22 protein-coding genes are annotated in these 20,953 nt (G+C 71.2%); 6 read left to right on the top strand and 16 right to left on the bottom strand.

Annotation, left to right across the window (positions count from 1 at the left end; translation table 11 throughout):
- Positions 1-38 precede the first annotated feature (38 nt).
- From glcF to ASV56_RS01940, 4 genes are read right to left on the bottom strand one after another with little or no spacing between them, the layout of a single operon-like run.
- On the bottom strand, positions 39-1,478 hold the full coding sequence (glcF, locus tag ASV56_RS01955) for a glycolate oxidase subunit GlcF (protein ID WP_062560575.1): 1,440 nt from the start codon (positions 1,476-1,478) through the stop codon (positions 39-41).
- A complete protein-coding gene (locus tag ASV56_RS01950; protein WP_062560574.1) occupies positions 1,448-2,512 on the bottom strand; it encodes an FAD-binding protein in 1,065 nt (354 codons plus the stop codon). The genes glcF and ASV56_RS01950 overlap by 31 nt, the downstream gene beginning before the upstream one ends.
- Complete coding sequence (locus ASV56_RS01945; protein ID WP_062560573.1) at positions 2,502-3,965, bottom strand: FAD-linked oxidase C-terminal domain-containing protein; 1,464 nt, start codon at positions 3,963-3,965, stop codon at positions 2,502-2,504. The genes ASV56_RS01950 and ASV56_RS01945 overlap by 11 nt, the downstream gene beginning before the upstream one ends.
- Positions 3,965-4,207: a YdcH family protein gene (locus tag ASV56_RS01940; protein ID WP_017997786.1), complete on the bottom strand. Its 243-nt coding sequence runs from the start codon at positions 4,205-4,207 to the stop codon at positions 3,965-3,967. The genes ASV56_RS01945 and ASV56_RS01940 overlap by 1 nt, the downstream gene beginning before the upstream one ends.
- Before the next feature lie 93 nt (positions 4,208-4,300).
- Here ASV56_RS01940 and ASV56_RS01935 point away from each other — a divergent pair, with 93 nt between their 5' ends.
- Positions 4,301-5,053, top strand: coding sequence for a DUF599 domain-containing protein (locus ASV56_RS01935; RefSeq protein WP_062560572.1), 753 nt, complete (start codon positions 4,301-4,303; stop codon positions 5,051-5,053).
- Here the strand turns inward: ASV56_RS01935 and ASV56_RS01930 are convergent.
- From ASV56_RS01930 to ASV56_RS01900, 7 genes are all read right to left on the bottom strand, one after another.
- A complete protein-coding gene (locus ASV56_RS01930; RefSeq protein WP_062560571.1) occupies positions 4,964-6,160 on the bottom strand; it encodes an MFS transporter in 1,197 nt (398 codons plus the stop codon). The two genes, ASV56_RS01935 and ASV56_RS01930, sit on opposite strands and share 90 nt — an antisense overlap.
- Before the next feature lie 274 nt (positions 6,161-6,434).
- Positions 6,435-7,217 (bottom strand): crotonase/enoyl-CoA hydratase family protein, encoded by a 783-nt coding sequence (locus ASV56_RS01925; protein WP_082724697.1) that lies wholly within the window; start codon positions 7,215-7,217, stop codon positions 6,435-6,437.
- Positions 7,217-8,071 carry a hydroxymethylglutaryl-CoA lyase gene (locus tag ASV56_RS01920; protein WP_062560569.1) on the bottom strand — a complete coding sequence of 285 codons (855 nt, stop codon included), beginning with the start codon at positions 8,069-8,071 and terminating at the stop codon, positions 7,217-7,219. The genes ASV56_RS01925 and ASV56_RS01920 overlap by 1 nt, the downstream gene beginning before the upstream one ends.
- On the bottom strand, positions 8,068-8,724 hold the full coding sequence (locus ASV56_RS01915; RefSeq protein WP_062560568.1) for a glutathione S-transferase family protein: 657 nt from the start codon (positions 8,722-8,724) through the stop codon (positions 8,068-8,070). The genes ASV56_RS01920 and ASV56_RS01915 overlap by 4 nt, the downstream gene beginning before the upstream one ends.
- Positions 8,717-10,642, bottom strand: coding sequence for an acetyl-CoA carboxylase biotin carboxylase subunit (locus ASV56_RS01910; RefSeq protein ID WP_062560567.1), 1,926 nt, complete (start codon positions 10,640-10,642; stop codon positions 8,717-8,719). Before ASV56_RS01910 ends, ASV56_RS01915 begins: the two co-directional genes overlap by 8 nt.
- A 79-nt stretch (positions 10,643-10,721) precedes the next feature.
- Complete coding sequence (locus ASV56_RS01905; protein WP_062560566.1) at positions 10,722-11,225, bottom strand: O-acetyl-ADP-ribose deacetylase; 504 nt, start codon at positions 11,223-11,225, stop codon at positions 10,722-10,724.
- Positions 11,226-11,230: 5 nt separating this feature from the next.
- On the bottom strand, positions 11,231-12,835 hold the full coding sequence (locus tag ASV56_RS01900; RefSeq protein ID WP_062560565.1) for a carboxyl transferase domain-containing protein: 1,605 nt from the start codon (positions 12,833-12,835) through the stop codon (positions 11,231-11,233).
- 149 nt (positions 12,836-12,984) lie between these two features.
- Here ASV56_RS01900 and ASV56_RS01895 point away from each other — a divergent pair, with 149 nt between their 5' ends.
- Positions 12,985-13,596, top strand: a complete 612-nt coding sequence (locus ASV56_RS01895; RefSeq protein WP_062560564.1) for an OmpW/AlkL family protein — start codon at positions 12,985-12,987, stop codon at positions 13,594-13,596.
- Positions 13,597-13,670: 74 nt separating this feature from the next.
- Here ASV56_RS01895 and ASV56_RS01890 read toward each other — a convergent pair whose 3' ends face one another.
- From ASV56_RS01890 to ASV56_RS01880, 3 genes are read right to left on the bottom strand one after another with little or no spacing between them, the layout of a single operon-like run.
- Positions 13,671-14,147, bottom strand: a complete 477-nt coding sequence (locus tag ASV56_RS01890) for a lysozyme inhibitor LprI family protein (RefSeq protein ID WP_062560563.1) — start codon at positions 14,145-14,147, stop codon at positions 13,671-13,673.
- Positions 14,144-14,641, bottom strand: coding sequence for a lysozyme inhibitor LprI family protein (locus ASV56_RS01885; protein WP_062560562.1), 498 nt, complete (start codon positions 14,639-14,641; stop codon positions 14,144-14,146). The genes ASV56_RS01890 and ASV56_RS01885 overlap by 4 nt, the downstream gene beginning before the upstream one ends.
- The gene (locus ASV56_RS01880; protein WP_062560561.1) at positions 14,641-15,801 is read right to left on the bottom strand and encodes an isovaleryl-CoA dehydrogenase; all 1,161 of its coding nucleotides are present in this window, start codon (positions 15,799-15,801) and stop codon (positions 14,641-14,643) included. The genes ASV56_RS01885 and ASV56_RS01880 overlap by 1 nt, the downstream gene beginning before the upstream one ends.
- A 148-nt stretch (positions 15,802-15,949) precedes the next feature.
- Between ASV56_RS01880 and ASV56_RS01875 the strand changes: the two genes are divergently transcribed.
- Together ASV56_RS01875 and cbiB are read left to right on the top strand one after the other, a co-directional pair.
- Entirely contained in the window at positions 15,950-16,495 is a 546-nt protein-coding gene (locus ASV56_RS01875; protein WP_062560560.1) for a histidine phosphatase family protein, read from the top strand.
- Positions 16,492-17,433: an adenosylcobinamide-phosphate synthase CbiB gene (gene cbiB / locus ASV56_RS01870; protein ID WP_062560559.1), complete on the top strand. Its 942-nt coding sequence runs from the start codon at positions 16,492-16,494 to the stop codon at positions 17,431-17,433. The genes ASV56_RS01875 and cbiB overlap by 4 nt, the downstream gene beginning before the upstream one ends.
- Here cbiB and hemC read toward each other — a convergent pair.
- A complete protein-coding gene (gene hemC, locus ASV56_RS01865) occupies positions 17,430-18,365 on the bottom strand; it encodes a hydroxymethylbilane synthase (RefSeq protein ID WP_062560558.1) in 936 nt (311 codons plus the stop codon). The genes cbiB and hemC overlap by 4 nt on opposite strands.
- Positions 18,366-18,441: 76 nt before the next feature.
- Here hemC and hemE point away from each other — a divergent pair, with 76 nt between their 5' ends.
- Together hemE and ASV56_RS01855 are read left to right on the top strand one after the other, a co-directional pair.
- A complete protein-coding gene (gene hemE, locus ASV56_RS01860) occupies positions 18,442-19,470 on the top strand; it encodes a uroporphyrinogen decarboxylase (protein ID WP_062560557.1) in 1,029 nt (342 codons plus the stop codon).
- Entirely contained in the window at positions 19,470-20,348 is an 879-nt protein-coding gene (locus ASV56_RS01855) for a DMT family transporter (protein WP_062560556.1), read from the top strand. The genes hemE and ASV56_RS01855 overlap by 1 nt, the downstream gene beginning before the upstream one ends.
- Here ASV56_RS01855 and ASV56_RS01850 read toward each other — a convergent pair.
- Complete coding sequence (locus ASV56_RS01850; protein WP_062560555.1) at positions 20,335-20,925, bottom strand: LysE family translocator; 591 nt, start codon at positions 20,923-20,925, stop codon at positions 20,335-20,337. The two genes, ASV56_RS01855 and ASV56_RS01850, sit on opposite strands and share 14 nt — an antisense overlap.
- Between the last annotated feature and the right edge of the window lie 28 nt (positions 20,926-20,953).

Below are 20,953 nucleotides of genomic sequence, written 5' to 3'. Positions count from 1 at the left end.
CTCCGACAGCGCATAGCTGGGATTGGCGCGGGCCATTTTCAAGACCCGGCGCCGGGGTCGTGGCACGGGTGGCGTGGGTATTTGGGCAACAAAGAAGACGGGTCTAGGGCGCGCGGGCGCGGGCCGCCGCTGGCCCAGTCCAGCAGTTCCACGATATGGACCACAGGCAGCGCGGTGCCGGCGCCGATCTGCATCATGCAGCCGATATTGCCGGCGGCGATCACCTGCGGCCGGGTCGCCTCGAGCGTGGCGACCTTGCGGCGGCGCAATTCCCCGGACAATTCCGGCTGCAGCAGATTGTAGGTCCCGGCCGAGCCGCAGCAGAGATGCGGATCTTCGGGTTCCACGATATGGAAACCCGCCTGCGCCAGCAGCGTCTTGGGGGCCGCGCGGATCTGCTGGCCGTGCTGCAGCGAGCAGGCGGCGTGATAGGCGACGCGCAGGCCCCGGCCGCGGCCATCCCGCGTTTCGGGGTCCGGCGCCGCGGCGATGGCCCGGTAGACCGCCGGTTCGAGATCGGCCAAGACCGGCTGTTCGTCGCGCAGCGCGCCGGGATCGCGGGGCTGCGGCAGGCCGTGAGTGTCGAGGAATTCGGTCACGTCGCGGGCCAGGCGCGCCACCTGCTCGGCCTGGGGCTGCATCGGGTCGCCGGCGAAGATCTTGCCGTAATCCTTGATCGTGGTGCCGCAGCCCGAGGTATTGATGACGATCGCATCCAGCGGCCCCAGCGCCAAGAAGCCCCGGATCGTGGCCCGGGCCGAGCGCAGCGCGTCCGCCTCGCGGCCCATGTGATGGGTCAGGGCGCCGCAGCAGCCGAAGGCATGCGGGATCACCACCTCGCAGCCGGCGCGGCGCAGAAGCCGGATGGTGGCGTCGTTGATATCGGTGTTCAGCGCCCGCTGCGCGCAGCCGGGCATCAGGGCGACCCGCGCCCGGCGCGGTGCGGTCGGCGCGAAGACCTGGCCGCGGTCGTTCTGGCTGGCCGGCGGGATCCGGCGCGGCGCCATGTCCAGCATCGCGCGCAGCCGCGCATCCGGCAGCGCCTTGGCGAAGGGCCGCGCCAGCGCGGCCCCGCGCAGCGCCAGCCGGAAGCGGCGGGGATAGGGCAGCAGCCGCGCCAGCAGCCAGCGCAGCGCCCGGTCGCGCCAGGGCCGGCGATACGTCCTTTCGACATGGATGCGGGCGTGGTCGATCAGGTGCATGTAATCCACGCCCGAGGGGCAGGTCGTCATGCAGGCAAGGCAGGACAGGCAGCGGTCCAGGTGCTTGACGGTCTTTTCATCTGCCGGCCGGCGGCTTTCCAGCATGTCCTTGATCAGGTAGATGCGGCCGCGCGGGCTGTCGAGCTCGTCGCCCAGCACCTGATAGGTCGGGCAGGTCGCGGTGCAAAAGCCGCAATGCACGCAGGCGCGCAGGATCCTGTTCGATCGCGCGACCAGCGGGTCGCTCAGCTGCTCGGGGGTGAAATTCGTCTGCATGTCTCGTCGCTGGCAAGGATCGCGTGCGGGTCGAAGCGGTCGCGAAGGCTGGCGTTCAGGCGCGCGACGGTGGCATCCGTCGCGGGCAGGGTCAGGGGGCCGGGGCCGGTGACGCGGGTGGCATGGCCCGACCAGCGCGGCAGCGCCGGCACCGTGCCGGGCGGCAGCGCGACCCAGATCAGCGCCCCGCCCCAGTCCAGCGCCAGGGGCTCGGGCAGCGCGGCGAGCAGGCCCGGCGCCTGAGACGGGCGGCAGAGGATGCGCCACAGATCGCCGGCGCCGGCGCGCGGCACCATGCGCGACCAGAGGGCATCGTCGCCGGGCTCCACCGCGCCGAATTCCGCCAGCCGCTCGGCCAGCGCCGCGCGACGGATGGCGACCGAGCCTTCCAGCCCCTCGAGGCGGATCAGCGCGCCCTGCCCCGGCAGCCAGCCGGCGCCCGAGATGTCATGGGGTCCGCAGAGCGCGGCGGTCAGCGCCGGCACCGCCTGCGCCGGCGTCAGCCCGGGCAGCGCCAGCGTTGCGCGCGCGGGCGGCAGCGGCGCGGTCCTGAAGGCGATTTCCGTCAGCACACCCAGCCGACCACGGGAGCCGGCCAGCAGCTTCACCAGATCGTATCCGGTGACGTTCTTCATCACCCGGCCGCCGTTCCTGACCACCTCGCCCTGTCCGTCGACGAAGCGCAGCCCCAGCATGGCGTCGCGGCAGGCGCCGGCCTGCACCCGGCGCGGCCCCGAGGCATTGGCGGCCGCGACGCCGCCGATGGTCGAGCCGTCGCGGGCGTCGGGCTCGAAGGCCAGCATCTGGCCCTCGGCGGCAAGCAGCGCCTGCACCTCGCAGAGCGGCGTGCCCGCCCGCACCACCAGGGTCAGCGCCGCGGGTTCGTAAAGCACCACGCCCGAAAGCCCCGAGAGGTCGATCCGCGCGCCCTGCCCCTCGCCCGGCCAAAGCCGGGTGCCGCCGCCGATGGGCGTGAGCGGCCCCGAAGCGGTGCGGATGATGCGCGCCAGCTCCGCCTCGGTTTCAGGCCGCATGGCGCAGCCCCTCGCGGCGCGGGGCCGAGACCGCCAGCGGAAAGACCTTGGCGGCGTTCAGCAGCCAGAGCGGGTCGAACACATCCTTGACCCGCATCTGCGCCTCCATGTCGGCGGCGTCGAACTGCACCCCCATCAGCTCGCGCTTCTCGACGCCGACGCCATGCTCGCCGGTCAGGCAGCCGCCGACCGTGACGCAGAGCTTCAGGATCTCGGCCCCCATCGCCTCGCAGCGCTCCAGGTCGCCGGGCGTGTTGGCATCGTAAAGGATCAGCGGGTGCATGTTGCCGTCGCCGGCATGAAAGACATTGGCCACGTCCAGCCCGAATTCGCCGGAGAGCCGCGCAATGCCGGCCAGCACCTGCGGCAGCGCCGAGACCGGGATGGTGCCGTCGAGGCACATGTAGTCGTTGATCTGGCCCATGGCGCCAAAGGCCGACTTGCGGCCCAGCCAGATGCGCCTCGATTCCTCCTCGGAGCGGCTTTCGCGGAACGCGACCGGAGCGAAGGTTTCGGCGATGGCGCGGATCAGGCGCAGTTGCTCGTCGATCTCGGGCGCGGTGCCCTCGACCTCGACGATCAGCAGGGCCTCGCAATCCGGATAGCCGGCGCCGGCAAAGGCCTCGGTGGCGCGGATGCAGGGGCGGTCCATGAATTCGATGGCGACGGGGATGATGCCGGCGCGGATGATCGCCGCGACGCAGGCGCCGGCGGTCTCGCTGCTGTCGAAGCCGATCAGCACCGGGCGCGCGCCGGCGGGCCGGGGCAGGATGCGCAGCGTGGCCTCGGTCACGATGCCGAGCTGCCCTTCCGAGCCGCAGACCACGCCCAGCAGGTCGAGACCCGGTGCCTCGCCCATCGGGCCGCCGAGTTCGACCACCGAGCCGTCCATCATGACCAGCGTGACGCCCAGCAGGTTGTTGGTGGTGACGCCGTATTTCAGGCAATGCGCGCCGCCGGAGTTCATGGCGATATTGCCGCCGATGGCGCAGGCGAGCTGGCTGGACGGATCGGGCGCATAGAAGAAGCCCGCCGTCTCGACCGCGCTCGAAACCGACAGGTTGGTGCGCCCGGCCTGCACGCGGATGAAGCGGTCGGCGAGGTCGGTTTCCAGCACCGCGTTCATGCGCGCCAGGCCGATCACCACCGCGTCGGCCGTGGGCATCGAGCCGCCGGCCAGGCTGGTTCCCGCCCCGCGCGGCACCACCGGCACGCGCTCTTCGTGGCAGAGCCGCAGCACCGCCGCGACGCCGGCGGTGGTCGAGGGCAGCACGACGGCCAGCGGCGGGCAGCGATAGGCCGAGAGCGCGTCGCATTCATAGGCGCGGGTCTCGGCCGGGTCGTCGATCACCCGCGCCGCGGCATCGCCCGCCGCCGACAGCGCCGCGATCAGCCGCGCGACGATCGCGTCGCGGCGGCCGATGACGGCCTGGTCCGGGGCGGGCATCTGCATCAGGCGGGCGCCGCGGCGATCAGGCGCGCGATCTCGTCCTTCAGCGCGGCGCGACGCTTGCGCAGCGCCGTTTCGGCCTCGTCCGACATGGGCGTGTGGCGGCTTTCGGCGGCACCGACCTGGTCGTTCACCTGGTCGTAATCGACCAGCAGCCGGGCGAAATGCGCGTCCGACAGCTTCAGCGCATGGATGCGGGCGGCATCGTTCGGAAATTCTTCGTGGATGGCGTGCGGTGCGGCCATGGTATCCCTCCGGTTCTCTGCGCGTTTCCCCCTGCAAGTTAGGCAGCCGGGCGGACGCTGGCAACACGTCCCGGGTGGCGGTAAGACTGGGACATGCAGATTCCCCTTCCGCCCGCCGGCCCCTTCACCCCCGCCGACCTGGCCGCACTGGCCTGGCTTTTCCTGGCCTGGCTGGGCATCGGCTGGATCACCGAGCATCCGCCAAGGCAGCACCCCTCGGTCTCGGTGCTGATGAAGGACTACCGGCGCGAATGGATGCGGCATTTCGTCACCCGCGATCCGCGCATCTTCGACGGCAACATCCTGACCACGCTGCGCGAGGGCACGGCCTTCTTCGCCTCGGCCTGCCTGATCGCGGTCGGCGGCGGGCTGGCGCTGATCGGCAACACCGACCAGCTGGCGGGCGTGGCGCGGCAATTCGACCTGGGCCATGTCCCGGCACTGAAATGGGAAATCAAGATCGTCGTGGTGCTGTTCTTCGTCGCCAACGCGCTGTTGCGCTTCGTCTGGGCGCATCGGCTGTTCGGCTATTGCGCGGTGATGATGGCGGCGGTGCCGAACGATCCCCGCGATCCGCGCGCCATGCCCGCCGCCATGCAGGCGGCCGAGATCAACATCACCGCGGCGCGCAGCTTCAACTCGGGGCTGCGCTGCGTCTATTTCGCGCTCGGGGCGCTGGGCTGGCTGGCGGGACCGCTGGGGCTGTTCCTCGCCACGCTCTACGTGCTCGTCATCTCGTGGCGGCGGGAATTCGCCTCACACTCGCGCGGGGTGATCCTGCATGCCCATCCCGGCGGCCCGGGACTGCCACCAGGCCAGCCCCAGGGCGAGCATCCCCGCGACTGACAGCGCCATCGCCACCAGGCCCGAGCTGCGCCAGCCCCAGCCCGCCGCCAGCGCCATGCCGGCCAGCCAGGGCCCCAGCGCATTGGCGGCGTTGAAGGCGGCGTGGTTCATCGCGGCGGCCATGCTCTGCGCGCGTCCGGCCACGTCCATCAGCCGGGTCTGCAAGGGCACCACCATGCCCGAGCCCAGCCCCAGCAGGAACGAGGACAGAAGCATCAGCCCCCAGCTGCCGACGGCCCAGGCGGCAAAGCCCTGCGTCGCCAGCATGAAGCCCATCAAGAGCAGCGCCGAGCGCCAGGTGCCAAGGCGGATGGTCAGCCGCGCGGCCATGATGCTGCCCAGCGTGCCGCCGATGCCGAAGCCCGACAGCATGGCCGGCACCGCCCAGCCCGGGGGCTGCGTCGTGGCCAGCATCGCGGCCGAGAGATAGGAATAAACCGCGAAAAGCCCGCCGAATCCGATGGCCCCGACCAGCAGCGTCAGCACCACGGCCGGATTGCCAAGCGCCTTCAGCTCGCCCATCGGCCGCGCATCCTTGGCGGCACCGACGCGCGGCGCCAGCCGCAGGATCAGCCAGCCCGCCAGCAGCGCCAGCACGCCCGGCAGGGCAAAGCCCCAGCGCCAGCCGAGGCTCTGGCCCAGCACGCCGGCCAGCGGCACCCCGGCGATATTGGCGATGGTCAGGCCCAGCAGCACCTGGGTCACGCCCTTGGCCCTTTGCTCGCGCGGCAGGGCGTCGGCGGCGAACAGCATGGCGACGCCCAGGAAGCCGCCATGCGGCAGCCCGGCCAGGAAGCGGGTGAAGACCAGGGTGCCATAGCCCGGCAGCACCGCCGCCAGCAGGTTCATCACCCCATAGGCGGCGATCAGCGCCGCCAGATAGCGTCGCCGCGGCAGCCGCGCGCCCAGGATCGAGGTGATCGGCGCCCCCACGACCACCCCCAGCGCATAGGCGCTGACGACATGGCCCGCCTGCGGCTCGGTGATGCCAAGATCGCTGGCATACCAGGGCAACAGCCCCATGGCGGCGAATTCCGAGGTGCCGATGGCAAAGGCACCGAGGCCCAGGGCGAGAATGGCGAGTTTCAGGTTTGGCTGCGGCGGCATGGCGGCACCTTCCGGGGCATGGTGGCGGGCTTTTCGGGAATCATGTTGGCGATAACAGATTCCCGGCCCGCCCGTCACCCCGCTGCCGCCGAAATGCGGCCATGCGCTGCGCGCAAATGTCGCGCCCGTGGGTCTGACCAGCCTTCTTTGTTGCATAAATACCCAAACCGCAAGGCTGCCACGGCAGCTCCCTCGCCCGTCCTGCGAAAACCGCACCGCAGGCGCCTCGCCGCCCGCGTGGCATGGGTATTTGCACAACGAAGAAAAGCCGGGCTCAGCCCTGCTGCCAGCGCGGCTTTCGCTTCTCGAAGAAGGCGGCGATGCCCTCGGGTGCCTCGTCGCCTTCCCAGACCGCGACCAGGGCGTCGATGCTGGCCTCGATCTCGGCCGGGCCGATGGCGGGGCCAAGGCGGCGGGCCAGGCGCTTTGCCGCCGCCACGGCGCCGGGGGCGCAGGAGAGATAGGGCGCGACCTCGGCCTCGACGGCGGCGTCCAGCGTCCCAGGCTCGGCGGTGGCCGCCAGCAGGTTCAGGCGGATCGCCTCTTCCGCGCCGAAGGGCCGGGCGGACATGAAGACCCGGCGCGCGCGGTCCTCGCCCATCCGGGCCAGGACATAGGGGCCGATGGTGGCGGGGATCAGGCCAAGCCGGGTCTCGGTCAGGCCGAAGCGGGCCTCGGGCACGGCGATTGCCACGTCGCAGACCGAGATCATGCCGACGCCGCCGCCGAAGGCATTGCCCTGCACCCGGCCGATCAGCGGCTTGGGCAGGGTGTTCAGCGCGTTCAGCATCATCGCCAGGTCGCGGGCGCCGGCGCGGCGGGTCTCGGCATCGGCGCGCATCTGGTCCTGCATCCAGCCGAGATCGCCGCCGGCGCAAAAGCTGCGCCCCTCGGCCGCCAGCACCACCACGCGCACGGCCGGGTCATGGCCCAGATGCTGCGCGGCAAGCGTCAGTTCGCGGATCATCTGCGCCGACAGCGCATTGTGCTTGCCGGGGCGCGCCAGCCACAGATGCGCGACGCCGCGCGGGTCGGTCTCGATGCGGATGGTCTGCATCACGGCGCTCCTCTCAGGCTGCGGGCCAGGGCGGCGGCGCGAGCGATCACGGCCAGGTCCAGGCCGGTGTCATGGCCCGCCGCCGCCAGATGCGCGGCGACGGCTTCCGTCGCGACATTGCCGGCCGCGCCCGGGGCATAGGGGCAGCCGCCAAGGCCCCCGACGGCGGCGTCGAAGACCCGCAATCCGCGTGCCAGGCTCGCGTCGATATTGGCCAGCGCGCGGCCGGCGGTGTCGTGGTAATGGCCGGCCAGCCGCTCGGCCGGCAGTTCGTCCAGCACCGCCGCCAGCATGGCGTTGATGGTCTCGGGCCGGCCCTGGCCGATGGTGTCGCCCAGGCTGATCTCGTAGCAGCCCATGTCGCGCAGCGCCGCCGCGACGCGGGCGACATGGGCGGGCGGCGTCGGTCCGTCGAAGGGGCAATCGGTCACCACCGAGACATAGCCCCTGACCGGGATGCCGTCCGCGCGCGCGGCCTCGGCCACCGGCGCCAGCCGCTCCAGGCTCTCGGCAATGCTGGCGTTCAGGTTCGCGCGCGAAAACCCTTCCGAGGCCGAGGCGAAGATCGCGACCTCCGAGGCGCGGGCCGCCTTTGCGGCCGCGTAGCCCTTCATGTTCGGGGTCAGCACGGCATAGCTGACGCCGGGCGCGCGGCGGATGCCGGCCATGACCTCGGCGGCGTCGGCCATCTGCGGCACCCATTTCGGCGAGACGAAGCTGGTCACCTCGATGCGCCGGAACCCGGCCTGCGACAAGAGGTCGACCAGCGCGATCTTTTCGGCCGCGGGGATCAGGCGCTTTTCGTTCTGCAGCCCGTCGCGCGGGCCCATTTCGAAGATCTCGACGCGGGTCATTCGGGCACCTCGTAGAAGTCGCGGGCGTAGATGACCGCCGTGCCCTCGGGTGGCAGGCTGCGCTGGAAGGCCGGCCGCGCGGCGCAGCGGTCGCGATAGGCGGCCAGCGCCGGGCGGTCGGCGAAGCTGACGAAGCGCGACGCGATCCAGACCGAATAGCCGACCTGGCAATCGACGCCGGAGAACTCGCTGAGCAGCCAGTCCGAATCGGCGACGCAAGCCTCGACCAGGCGCAGCGCCCGCGACAGCCGCGCCGCCTCGAGCCGCATCAGCGTGGCCGAGCGCTGGCTGTCCTCGCGCAGGAAGACATGCTGCTGGGTCAGGTTGGCGATGTGCTGGCCAAGCGTCTCGCCGAAATGCAGCCAGTCGAGCCAGCCCAGCCGCCCGGGCGTGCCCGGCGCGCGCCAGAGGTGCGGGGCGCGGGTCTCGCACAGCCATTCGGTCATGGCGCCGGATTCGTGGATCGTGGTGTCGCCGTCGCGCAGCGCCGGCACGCGGCCGACCGGGTGGATGGCGTCATAGGGCGGCCGGCGCGTCGAGCCGTCCGCGAGGTCCATCAGCCGCAGATCATAGGCGCAGCCGATCTCCTCGAGCAGCCACAGGATGCGCATCGAGCGCGACAGCGGCACATGCCAGAGCGTCAGTTCAGCCATCGTCCTCCTCCAGCCGGATCAGAGGCGCGCCGGCCTCGACCTGGTCGCCGGCCGCGGCCAGCACCTCGGCCACGGTGCCGTCGCGGGTGGCGGTCAGGGTGTGCTCCATCTTCATGGCCTCCAGGATCGCCAGCCGGTCGCCGGCCGCGACCTGCTGGCCGGCGCTGACGAAGACCGCCTTGACCAGCCCCGGCATCGGCGAGAGTGTCAGCGCAGCCCCGGCCTCGTCGCCGCCGCGGTCCAGGGGGTCGAGCGGCGCGAGCGTCAGCGCCCGGCCGCCGAAGACGCTGGTGCCGGCGCCGTGGTTGACGATGCGCCAGCGGCGCGGGCTGCCGTCGACCCACCAGCGCCCGCCCTCATAGCCGATCTGATGCGTGCTTCCGTCCAGGGTGACGCGGGCGGCGCCGGGGCCCAGCACCTCGAGCACGGCCTCGCCGCCCTGCCAGGCGATGGTGCGGTGCAGCGGTTGCCACAGGGTGACGCCGCCGCGGATGGTCGGATCGTCGAGCCCGGCCAGGCCCAGCACCGCCAGCGCCCTTGCGCCGGGATCGGGCTCCGCGGCCGCGACCAGCGCATCGCGGTCGCGGGCGATCAGGCCGGTATCGACCTCGCCCCGCTGGAAACCCGCGTGCCGGGTCAGGGCGATCAGGAAATCGACATTGGTGACCGAGCCCGCGACCTCGGTATCCTCGAGCGCCGCTTCCAGCGCGCGCAGCGCGATGGCGCGGGTGGCGCCATGGGTGACGATCTTGGCGATCATCGGGTCGTACCAGGGGCTGATCGTATCGCCGGGCCGCACGCCGGTTTCGATGCGGGCGTGGTCCGGGAAGCGCAGATGCGCGAGCCGGCCGGTGGCGGGCAGGAAGCCCGCGGGCACGTCCTCGGCATAGAGCCGGGCCTCGAAGGCGTGGCCCTGGATGGTCAGCTGGTCCTGGGTTGCGGGCAAGGGCTCGCCCGAGGCGACGCGCAGCTGCCATTCGACCAGGTCGACGCCAGTGACGAGTTCGGTCACCGGATGTTCGACCTGCAGGCGGGTGTTCATCTCCATGAACCAGAAGCCATCGGGACGCAGGCCGTCGCTGCCGTCGACGATGAATTCCACGGTGCCGGCGCCGGCATAGCCGATGGCCTCGGCGGCGCGGGTGGCGGCCTCGCCCATGGCGGCGCGCATCTCGGGCGTCATGCCGGGGGCCGGGGCTTCCTCGATCACCTTCTGGTGCCGGCGCTGCAGCGAGCAGTCGCGCTCGAACAGGTGGACGGCGCGGCGGCCGTCGCCGAAGACCTGCATCTCGATATGGCGGGGCTGCTGAATGTATTTCTCGATCAGCACCGCGGGGTTGCCGAAGGCGGTGGCGGCCTCGCCCTGCGCGGATTGCAGGGCGGCGGCGAAGTCGCTGCTGCGTTCCACCAGCCGCATGCCCTTGCCGCCGCCGCCGGCCACGGCCTTGATGAGCACGGGATAGCCGATGGCATCGGCCTGGGCCTGCAGGTGCGCCGCCTCCTGGTTCTCGCCGTGATAGCCCGGCACGACCGGCACGCCGGCATCGGCCATCAGCGCCTTGGCGGCGTCCTTGAGGCCCATCTTGCGGATGGCCTGTGCAGAGGGGCCGATGAAGATCAGGCCGGCTTGCGTCACCGCATCGACGAAATCCGGGTTCTCGCTGAGAAAGCCGTAGCCGGGGTGGATGGCCTGGGCGCCGGTGTCGCGCGCGGCCTGGATGATGGCATCGCCGCGGAGGTAGCTGTCCCGGGGTGCCGGGCCGCCGATATGGACGGCCTCATCGGCTAGCGCGACATGGCGGGCGGCGCGGTCGGCGTCGGAATAGACCGCGACGGTGCGCACGCCCAGGCGGCGGGCGGTGTCGATGACCCGGCAGGCGATCTCGCCGCGGTTGGCGATCAGGATCTTCTGGAACATGGGCGGCTCCTCGTGGCGCGGGCGGCGCCGGGGGTTTCACACCCCCGGACCCCCGTGGGGCATTTTGGGAACAAAGAAATCATCGGGCGGATCTGTCGAGGGCCGTGTCCAGCGTCGCGAGGCTGGCACGGTCGAAGGCGACCAGGGTCACGTCGAGGAGGCCGGCGTGGGCCTCGATCGTTTCAATGGCGATGAGCGCGGCGCGGGCGGCGGGGAAGCCGTAGATACCGGTCGAGATCGCCGGGAAAGCGATGCTGGCGAGGCCGTGGGCGTGGGCCAGCGCGAGGCTGTTTTGGTAGCAGCGGGCCAGAAGCGCGTCCTCGTCCGACTGGCCGCCCTGCCAGACCGGGCCGACGGTGTGAATGACGTGGCGCGACGGCAGGGCGTGGCCGGCGGTGATGCGCGCCTCGCCGGTCGGGCAGCCGCCGAGCGTGCGGCATTCGGCCAGCAGGCCCGGCCCGGCGGCGCGGTGGATGGCGCCGTCGACGCCGCCCCCGCCCAGCAGGCTGCGATTGGCGGCATTGACGATGGCGTCGAGGGCCAGCGTGGTGATGTCGCCTTGCCAGAGGGTGATCGCGGCCATGGCGCTCACATCCGGAAGATGCCGAAACGCGTCGGCGGGATCGGCGCGTTCAGGCTGGCGCGCAGGCTGAGGGCGAGGATGTCGCGGGTCTTCCTGGGGTCGATGATGCCGTCGTCCCACAGCCGGGCCGAGGCATAGAGCGGGTGCGACTGACGCTCGAACATCTCGATTGTGGGGCGCTTGAACTCGGCCTCTTCCTCGGGCGACCAGCTGCCGCCCTGGCGCTCGATGCCCTCGCGGCGCACCGTGGCGAGCACGCCCGCCGCCTGTTCGCCGCCCATGACCGAAATGCGCGAATTGGGCCAGGTCCAGAGGAAGCGCGGGCCGAATGCGCGACCCGACATGCCGTAATTGCCGGCACCGAAGCTGCCGCCGACCAGCATGGTGATCTTGGGCACGCTGGTCGTCGCCACCGCCGTCACCATCTTGGCGCCGTGCCGGGCGATGCCTTCGTTTTCGTATTTGCGCCCGACCATGAAGCCGGTGACGTTCTGCAGAAAGACCAGCGGGATCCCGCGCATCGAGCAGAGTTCGATGAAATGCGCGCCCTTCTGCGCGGCTTCCGAGAAGATCACGCCATTGTTGGCGACGATGCCGACGGGGCAGCCCTCGACATGGGCGAAGCCGGTGACCAGCGTCTCGCCGAAGCGGGCCTTGAATTCGTCGAAGCGCGAGCCGTCCACGGTGCGGGCGATCACCTCGCGGATGTCATAGGGGGTGCGCAGGTCGGCGGGGACGATGCCCAGGATCTCCTCCGGGTCATGGGCGGGCGCTTCGGGGGCCTGCCATTGCACGGTCGCGGGTTGTTGGCGGTTCAGGTTCGCGATGGCGCGGCGGGCCATGGCCAGGGCGTGGGCGTCGTCCTCGGCCAGGTAGTCGGCGACGCCCGAGAGCCGGGTATGGACGTCGCCGCCGCCCAGGTCTTCGGCCGAGACCACTTCGCCGGTCGCGGCCCGGACCAGCGGCGGGCCGGCCAGGAAGATCGTGCCCTGGTTTCGCACGATGATCGTCACGTCGGACATGGCCGGGACATAGGCGCCGCCCGCGGTGCAGGAGCCCATGACCACGGCGATCTGCGGGATGCCCATCGCGCTCATCTGCGCCTGGTTGTAGAAGATGCGGCCGAAATGGTCGCGGTCGGGAAACACCTCGTCCTGGTTCGGCAGGTTCGCCCCGCCCGAATCGACCAGGTAGACGCAGGGCAGATGGCATTCCTGGGCGATCTCCTGCGCGCGCAGGTGCTTTTTCACCGTCATCGGGTAGTAGGTGCCGCCCTTGACGGTGGCGTCATTGGCCACGACCATGACGTCCTGGCCATGCACCCGGCCGATGCCGGCGATCACCCCGGCGCCGGGGGCCGCGCCCTCATACATGCCATGCGCGGCGGTGGCGCCGATCTCTAGGAAGGCCGAGCCGGGGTCGAGCAGGTTCGCCACCCGCTCGCGCGGGGGCATCTTGCCGCGGCTGGTGTGGCGCTCCAGCACCTTGGCCCCACCGCCGGCCGCCGCCGCCAGCGCGGCCTCGCGCACCGTCTCCAGCATGGAGAGATGCGCCGCGCGATTGGCGCGGAAGCCGTCCGAGGACGGCAGGGCAGAGCTGCCGAGTTTCATCGCGTCATCCTTTCGGGTCGGGCCGGCGTCCGGGCGGCTGCGCCAAACTGACGCAGCCGGGCCGGGGTGGCCGGATCTTGATGCAGATCAAGGTTTCGTGAGCGGCGCGGGCGCCTTGTCACGGCGGAAAACAAGACGAGAGGATCGCCATGAAACACCATATGCTGATCGCCGCAGCGCTTGCCCTGCTGGCCTCGCCCGCGCTGGCGCAGTCGCAGGGGGAATGGACGCTGGGCTTCGGGCTGGCGAATGTGAACCCCAAGTCGGACAATGGCGTGCTGGCCGGTGGCACCGTGCCGACCGAGATCGGCGACAGCACCCGCCCGACCATCACCGCCGAATATTTCATCCGCGACAACCTGGGCGTCGAGCTGCTGGCCGCCCTGCCCTTCAAGCATTCGATCAAGTCGAACGGGGTCGAGATCGGCACCGTCAAGCAGCTGCCGCCGGTGATCTCGCTGCAATACCACTTCGATGCGACCGAGCAGTTCAAGCCCTTCGTCGGCCTTGGCGTGAACTTCACCGGCTTCTGGGACGGCGATGCGCGCGGGCCGCTGAGCGGGGCCGAGCTGCGGGTCAAGAACAGCTGGGGCCTGGCCGCGCATCTGGGCGCCGACTACTGGATCAACGACCGCGCCGCGATCCGCGCCGACCTGCGCTGGATCGACATCGACGCCGACGTGACCCTGAACGGGGCCGAGATCGGCAAGGTCGAGGTCGATCCGGTCGTCGTCGGCGTCAGCTATGTGATGAAGTTCTAGGCGGAATTCCGGGGATCCACCACGAACCGGAGAGGGGCGTCCCGTCGCGGGGCGCCCTTTCGGCATGGGGGCGGTCATTCGGCCGGCTCCAGCGCCAGCAAGAGCGCGGTCTGGCGCGCGGTCTCGTCGCGGAGACAGCGGGCGGCAGCCAGTTCGCCTTGGCCCTCGGGTGCGGCGGCGCGGGCCTGGTTGCACAGGTCCTCGCGGAATTGCAGCCAGCTGCGCTCGGCCCGGCGCAGCATCTCCTGCGGCTTAGTGCCCTCGGCCGTCAGTGCCGCGTCATAGGTGGCGGTCAGCTTGGCCTCCCAGGCCTGGTGCGAGGCGTCGAGGCAATTCGCCATCGGGAAGTCCGGGTCGTCGCCGCTGTATTTGCCCTTGGCATAGGCCAGGCAGGCCTCCATGCCGATGCCGGCGCAATCGGCGCGCGCGCCCTGGGTCGGCGCGGCGGCCAGGCATTGGTCGATGCTGGCCGGATCGAAACCCGAGGCATCGCCGGCCAGGGCGGGCGCGGCGAGCCCCGCCGCCAGCAGCAGCGCGGCCGCACGGATCATGGCGCATCCTCCAGCAGCTCGCGCAGCTGCAGCGCCTGTTCGCCGGTCATCTGCATCAGGCAGGTCGCAGCGGCCGGGCCGCCGGCGGTGCCGCCCTGATAGCGGATGGACTGGAACTTGCAGCTGGAATCGCGAAACGCGATCCAGTCGCGTTGCGCCTGTTTCAGCACCGGCGCGGCGGGCTCGGCGGCCGAGCCCAGCGACTTCATCTCGGCGTCCAGCGCCTCGGTCTGCTGCATGGCCTTGCCATACCAGCCGTTCATCAGGCTGTCCCAGTCCTTGGCCTCGGCGCTCAGGCAATCGACCATGCCGACGGTGGTGTCGCCGCCGGGCCGCGCCATGCATTGCGTGGCGGCCTCACCGATGCAGACCCTGGCATCGGCGGATGATTCCGCGGTCCGGTCCAGACAGGCCGGCAGCATCCCGGCATCATAGGGCGGCCCCTCGGCCAGGGCGGGCGAGCCGGCCAGGGCCAGCAGCAGCAGGAAGCGCATCAGGCGATCTCCATCAGTTGACGCCCGATCAACATGCGACGGATTTCCGAGGTTCCGGCCCCGATCTCCATCAGCTTGGCGTCGCGGAACAGCCGCGAGACCGCCGAATCGTTCAGGAAGCCCGCGCCGCCAAGCGCCTGCACGGCCTGATGCGCCTGCACCATGGCCTGTTCGCTGGCGTAAAGCACGGCGCCGGCCGCGTCCTGGCGCGTGACCTTGCCGGCGTCGCAGGCGCGCGCCACCTCATAGACATAGGCCCGCGCGGTGTTCAGCGCGACATACATGTCGGCGATCTTGCCCTGCATCAGCTGGAACGAGCCGATGGGCTGGCCGAACTGCTTGCGGTCGCGGACATAGGGCATGACCTCATCGAGGCAGGCCGCCATGATGCCGGTGCCGATGCCCGACAGCACCAGGCGTTCGTAATCCAGCCCCGACATCAGCACGCGCACGCCCTTGCCCTCGGCGCCCAGGATGTTCTCGGCCGGCACCTCGCAGTCTTCGAAGATCAGCTCGCCGGTGTTCGAGCCGCGCATGCCGAGCTTGTCGAAATGCGGGCTGGTGCTGAAACCCTTCATGCCGCGCTCGACGATGAAGGCGGTGATCCCCTTGCTGCCCGCCTCGGGGTCGGTCTTGGCATAGACGACCAGCGTATGGGCGTCGGGGGCGTTGGTGATCCAGTATTTGCTGCCGTTCAGCACATAGCGGTCGCCGCGCTTCTCGGCGCGCAGCTTCATGCCGACCACGTCGCTGCCGGCGCCCTCTTCGGACATGGCCAGCGCGCCGACCGCCTTGCCGCTGCACAGGTCGGGCAGGTATTTCGCCCGCTGCGCATCGCTGCCGTTCAGCTTGATCTGGTTCACGCAGAGGTTGGAATGCGCGCCATAGGACAGGCTGACCGAGGCCGAGGCGCGGGCGATCTCCTCGGTCGCGATCACATGCGCCAGATAGCCCATGCCGGTGCCGCCGAATTCCTCGGGCACGGTGATGCCCAGCAGGCCCATCTCGCCCATCTCGGGCCACAGATCGTTCGGGAATGCGTTGCTGCGGTCGACCTCGGCGGCGATGGGCTTGACGCGCTCCTGCGCCCAGCGGTGAACGGTGTCGCGAAGCGCGTTCACATCCTCGCCCAGATCGAACGCCATGCCTGCGGTGAACATCGGTTCCCTCCCCGGTTATTGAACGAGTGTTCATTTAAATGGTTTATGCCTGCGGATGGGGTCTCGCGTCAAGCCTTCTGTCGCCGCCGATCCTGCGCTTCGGCGGGGCGCGTTGACAAGCACCGAGGGCCGCGCCAAGGCTGCGGCGATGAAGGACGATCCGACCCGGCTGATGATCCTGCGCCACGCGCCGCTTGCGGTGCCGGGGCTGGCCGGCCGGCGCGACGTGTCGGCCGATTGCAGCGACCGCGAGCGGCTCGGCTGGGCGGCGCGGATGCTTGCGGAGGCCACGCAGGTCTGGTCCAGCCCGGCGCTGCGCTGCCGACAGACCGCGCAGGCGCTGGGCCTGTCCCCCGACTATCACCCCGCCCTGTGGGAGCAGGATTTCGGCGCCTGGGAAGAACCCGGCGCCGCAATCCCCGACCTCGGCCCGCTGCCGCCCGAGACGCTGGCCCAGACCCGCCCGCCGGGCGGCGAGAGCTTTCTCGACATGGCCGCGCGGGTGCAGGCGCTGCTGGAACGCGCGCGGGGCACGACCGCGGTCATCGCTCATGCCGGCACGGTCCGCGCCGCGCTGGCGCTGGCGGTGGGGCCGGCGGCGCTGTCCTTCTCGGTCGCGCCGCTGTCGCTGACCGTGCTGACCCGCACCCCCGGCGGCTGGGCGGTCGAGGCCGTCAACCGGGTCGCGCCATGATCCTGTCGTCCCAGACCCTGACCGTGGCGCTGGTGGCGCTGGCGGTGGACGCGGCGCTGGGTTGGCCGGACGGGCTCTATCGCCGCATCGGCCATCCGGTGACCTGGCTCGGCCGGCTGATCGCGGCGCTGGATCGGCGCTGGAATCACGGCGGGCAGCGCATCCTGCGCGGTGCCTTCGCGGTCGCGGTGGTGGTGACGGCGGCGGTGCTGCCGGCGCTGCTGCTGACCTGGGCGCTGCTGCCGCAGCCCGGCGGCGCGGTGGCTCTGGGCGTGCTGGCCTGGCCGTTGGTCGCCGTGCGCTCGCTTGACGATCACGTCGCCGCCGTGGCCCGGCCGCTGCAGGCCGGCGACATGCCGGCCGCGAAGCGCGCCGTGGCGATGATCGTCGGCCGCGATCTCGACGACCTCCCCGCCCCCATCGCCCGCGCGGCGCTGGAGAGCCTGGCCGAGAACGCCTCGGACGGGATCGTCGCGCCGGTGTTCTGGGCCGCCGTCGCCGGCCTGCCCGGCATTGCCGCCTACAAGGCGATCAACACGCTCGATTCGATGATCGGCCACATGAGCCCGCGCCACGCGCTCTTCGGCCGGGTCGCGGCGCGGCTGGACGATATGGTGAACCTGCCCGCCTCGCGGCTGACGGCGCTGCTGTTCCTGCTGGCGGCACCGCCGAACCAGGGCCGCGCCCTGCGGGTGATCCGCCGCGACGCGCGCCGCCACCGCTCGCCCAATGCCGGCTGGCCCGAGGCCGCCATGGCCGGCGCGCTGGACGTGCGGCTGTCGGGCCCCCGCCGCTATCACGGCGTCGAATCCCCCGAGCCTTGGCTGAACGAAACCGCCCGCGATCCCGCCCCGCGCGACCTGATGGCCGGGCTGCGGCTCTATCGCCACGCGATGCTCATGCTGGGGCTGGCGCTGGCCGCGATGCTGGCGCTTTAGGACCAGTCGAAGAAATCCGCAGGCGCGCGGCCGCGCAGCTCTGCCGCCAGGTCGTCGCCCATGGCGGCGCCGTCGCCGGCCGGCCCGATGCGCTCGCCCGCGATGACCGCGCTGCCGTCGGGCCGCAGGATCTCGCCCCGCAGCCGCAGCCGGTCGCCCTCCAATTCCGCCAGCCCGGCGATGGGCGTCTGGCAGGAACCGTCGAGCCGCGCCAGGAACGCCCGTTCCGCCGCGACGCGCAGCGCGCTGTCCCGGTCGCCGATCGCCGCCAGCAGCCCGGCCATGCGCGCATCATCCGAACGCCGCTCGACCCCGATGCAGCCCTGCGCCACGGCGGGCAGCATCTCGTCGGGGCTGACCGGACCGCGCGCGACATGCAGCATGCCCAGCCGCGACAGCCCGGCCATGGCAAGGAAGGTCGCGACCGCCACGCCATCTTCCAGCTTTTTCAAACGTGTCTGCACGTTTCCTCGAAATTCGACCAGCTGCAGGTCGGGCCGCCGCGCCGCCAGCTGCGCCCGCCGCCGCAGACTCGAGGAACCGACGACAGCGCCTTGGGGAAGCTGGGAAATTCCGGAATATTGCGGCGAGACGAAGGCGTCCCGCACATCCTCGCGCGGCAGGTAGCAGTCGATGACCAGTCCCTGCGGCTGCACCGTCGGCATGTCCTTCATGGAATGCACGGCGATGTCGATCTCGCCCGACAGCAGCGCATCCTCGATCTCGCGGGTGAACAGGCCCTTGCCGCCGATCTCTTTCAGCGGCCGGTCCAGCACGCGGTCGCCGGTGGTCTTGATGACCACGATCTCGAAGGCGGCCTCGGGCAGGCCATGCGCGGCCCTCAGCCGGTCGCGGGTCTCATGCGCCTGCGCCAGCGCCAGGGCCGAGCCGCGCGTGCCGATGCGGATGATCTGGGTCTGTGTCGGTTCCATGGCCAAGGGCTTAGCGCCCTCTCGCGCCCTTGACAACGGGGACAGGCCGGCCATGAAGGGGCGCAAGAGGTGATCCATGTCCGACAAGACCATCCTGCGCGCCCTGAAGGGCGAGCGCCTGCCCGTGCCGCCCGTCTGGATGATGCGCCAGGCCGGCCGTTACCTGCCCGAATACCGCGCGACCCGCGCCCAGGCCGGCGACTTCCTGTCGCTGTGCTATACGCCCGATCTCGCGGCCGAGGTGACGCTGCAGCCGATCCGCCGCTATGGCTTCGACGCGGCGATCCTGTTTGCGGACATCCTGCTGTTGCCGCAGGCGCTGGGGGCCGAGTTGTGGTTCGTGACCGGCGAAGGCCCGCGCCTGTCCACCATCACCGACGCTGCCGGCGTGGCGGCGCTGAAGCCGGTCGAGGCGATCCACGACACCCTCTCGCCGGTCTATGAAACCGTCCGCATCCTCGCCCGCGAACTGCCGCGCGAGACGACGCTGATCGGCTTTGCCGGGGCGCCCTGGACCGTCGCCACCTATATGATCGCCGGCCGCGGCACCCCCGACCAGGGCCCGGCCCATGCCTTCAAGGCTGCCGACCGTGCCGCCTTCGCCGCGCTGATCGACCGCATCACCGAGGGCACCATCGCCTATCTCTCGGCCCAGATCGAGGCCGGGGCCGAGGTGGTCAAGCTCTTCGACAGCTGGGCCGGCTCGCTGAAGGGCGCCGATTTCGACGATTTCGCGGTGGCGCCGACGCGCCGCATCATCGCCGCGCTGAAGGCCCGCCATCCCGGCGTGCCCGTCATCGCCTTCCCGCGCGAGGCCGGGCCACGCTATGCCGGCTTTGCCCGCGCCACCGGCGCCGATGCCGTGGCGCTGGACAATTCCGTCAGCGCCGACTGGGCCGCCGCCGAGGTGCAGAAGGACGGCTGCGTGCAGGGCAACCTCGACCCGCGGCTGATGGTCACGGGGGGCGAGGCACTGGTGGCCGAGACCCGCCGCATCGTCGCGGCCTTCTCGAAGGGCCCGCATATCTTCAACCTCGGCCATGGCATCACGCCCGACGCCGATCCCGACAATGTCAGCCGCATGATCGAGGCGATCCGGGGCTGATGAGCTGGATCCTCGCCACGCTGGTCGCGGCGGCGGCGCAGACCGGCCGCAATGCGGCGCAGCGTCGGCTGACTGCGGAACTCGGCACCATGGGCGCGACGGCGGTGCGCTTCCTCTTTGGCCTACCCTTCGCGGCGCTGCTGCTGGCGGTGCTGGCCGGCTTCACCGCCATCCCGCTGCCCGGTCCGGCGAGCCTCGGCTGGGCCATGCTGGGCGCGCTGGCGCAGATCGCGGCGACGGCGCTGATGCTGCTGACGATGGAGAGCCGCGGCTTCGGCGTCACCACCGCGCTGATCAAGACCGAGCCGGTCACCCTGGCCCTGATCGGGACGCTGCTGCTGGCCGAGCCGCTGGGCCCGGCCCGCATGGCGGCCATCGCCACGGCGACGCTGGGCGTGGTGCTGATGTCGGGCGCCGACTGGCGGCGCGGCGGCTGGCGCGCGGCGGGCCTGGGCATCGCGGCCGGGGCGCTGTTCGGGCTTTCGGCCATCGGCTTTCGCGGCGCGATCCTGGCGCTGCCCTTCGGCGCAAGCGGGCTGCGCGCCGCCACCGTCCTGGCGCTGAGCCTGGCCCTGCAAAGCGCGATCATGCTGGCCTGGCTCGGGCTGGCAGACCGGCCGGCGCTTGCCGGCATCGTCCGGCATTGGCGCGGCTCGCTGGGCGCGGGCGCGCTGGGGGCGCTGGCCTCGCTGTTCTGGTTCCTGGGCTTCGCGCTGACCTCGGCCGCGAATGTCCGCACCCTGGCCCTGGTCGAGGTGGTGATGGCGCAGCTCGTCTCGGGCCGGGTGTTCCGCGAGGGCGCCTCGATGCGCCAGCGCGCCGGCATGGCGCTGATCGTGCTGGGCGTCGCCGGCCTGATCGCGGTCAGTGCCCGCTGAGCACCGGTAGCATCGAGGCGACCAGCAGCACCGCCATCACCCGGTTGAAGAGCCGGCGCCGGCCCGCGTCCTGCAAGAGCCCGCGCAGCCCCTGCCCCATCGCCGCCCAAAGCGCGACCGAGGGCAGGTTCACCAGCGTGAACACCGCCGCCACCACCAGAGCCCCGCCCGCGCCGGCGGAATAGGCCGAAAGCGCCCCCAGCCCCATCATCCAGGCCTTGGGATTGACCCATTGAAAGGCACAGGCGGCCAGGAAACCCATCGGCCGCCCGGTGCCGGCCTGGCCCTCGGGCGCGGCGGCATGGGCGATCTTCCAGGCCAGCCACAGCACATAGACCAGGCTCACGGCCTTCAGCGCCAGCGCCAGCCGGGGCGCCTCGGCGATCAGCCGGTCGACGCCCAGGCCCAGCAGCGCCACCATGGCCCCGAATCCCAAGGCCACGCCCAGCAGATGCGGCACGCTGCGCCGCAAGCCGAAATTCGCCCCGGATGCCATCAGCATCAGGTTGTTTGGCCCCGGCGTGACCGAGGTGGCAAAGGCAAAGGCGACGAGCGCCAGCAGGATCTGATGCGACATTGGTGATTTCCCGTTCTGCCACGCGATG

Origin of the sequence: Paracoccus aminovorans, from assembly GCF_001546115.1 — a bacterium.
GTDB classification, from domain to species: domain Bacteria; phylum Pseudomonadota; class Alphaproteobacteria; order Rhodobacterales; family Rhodobacteraceae; genus Paracoccus; species Paracoccus aminovorans_B.
Note: the sequence above shows the minus strand (reverse complement) of the source record. Positions and strands in the feature narration are given on the sequence as shown.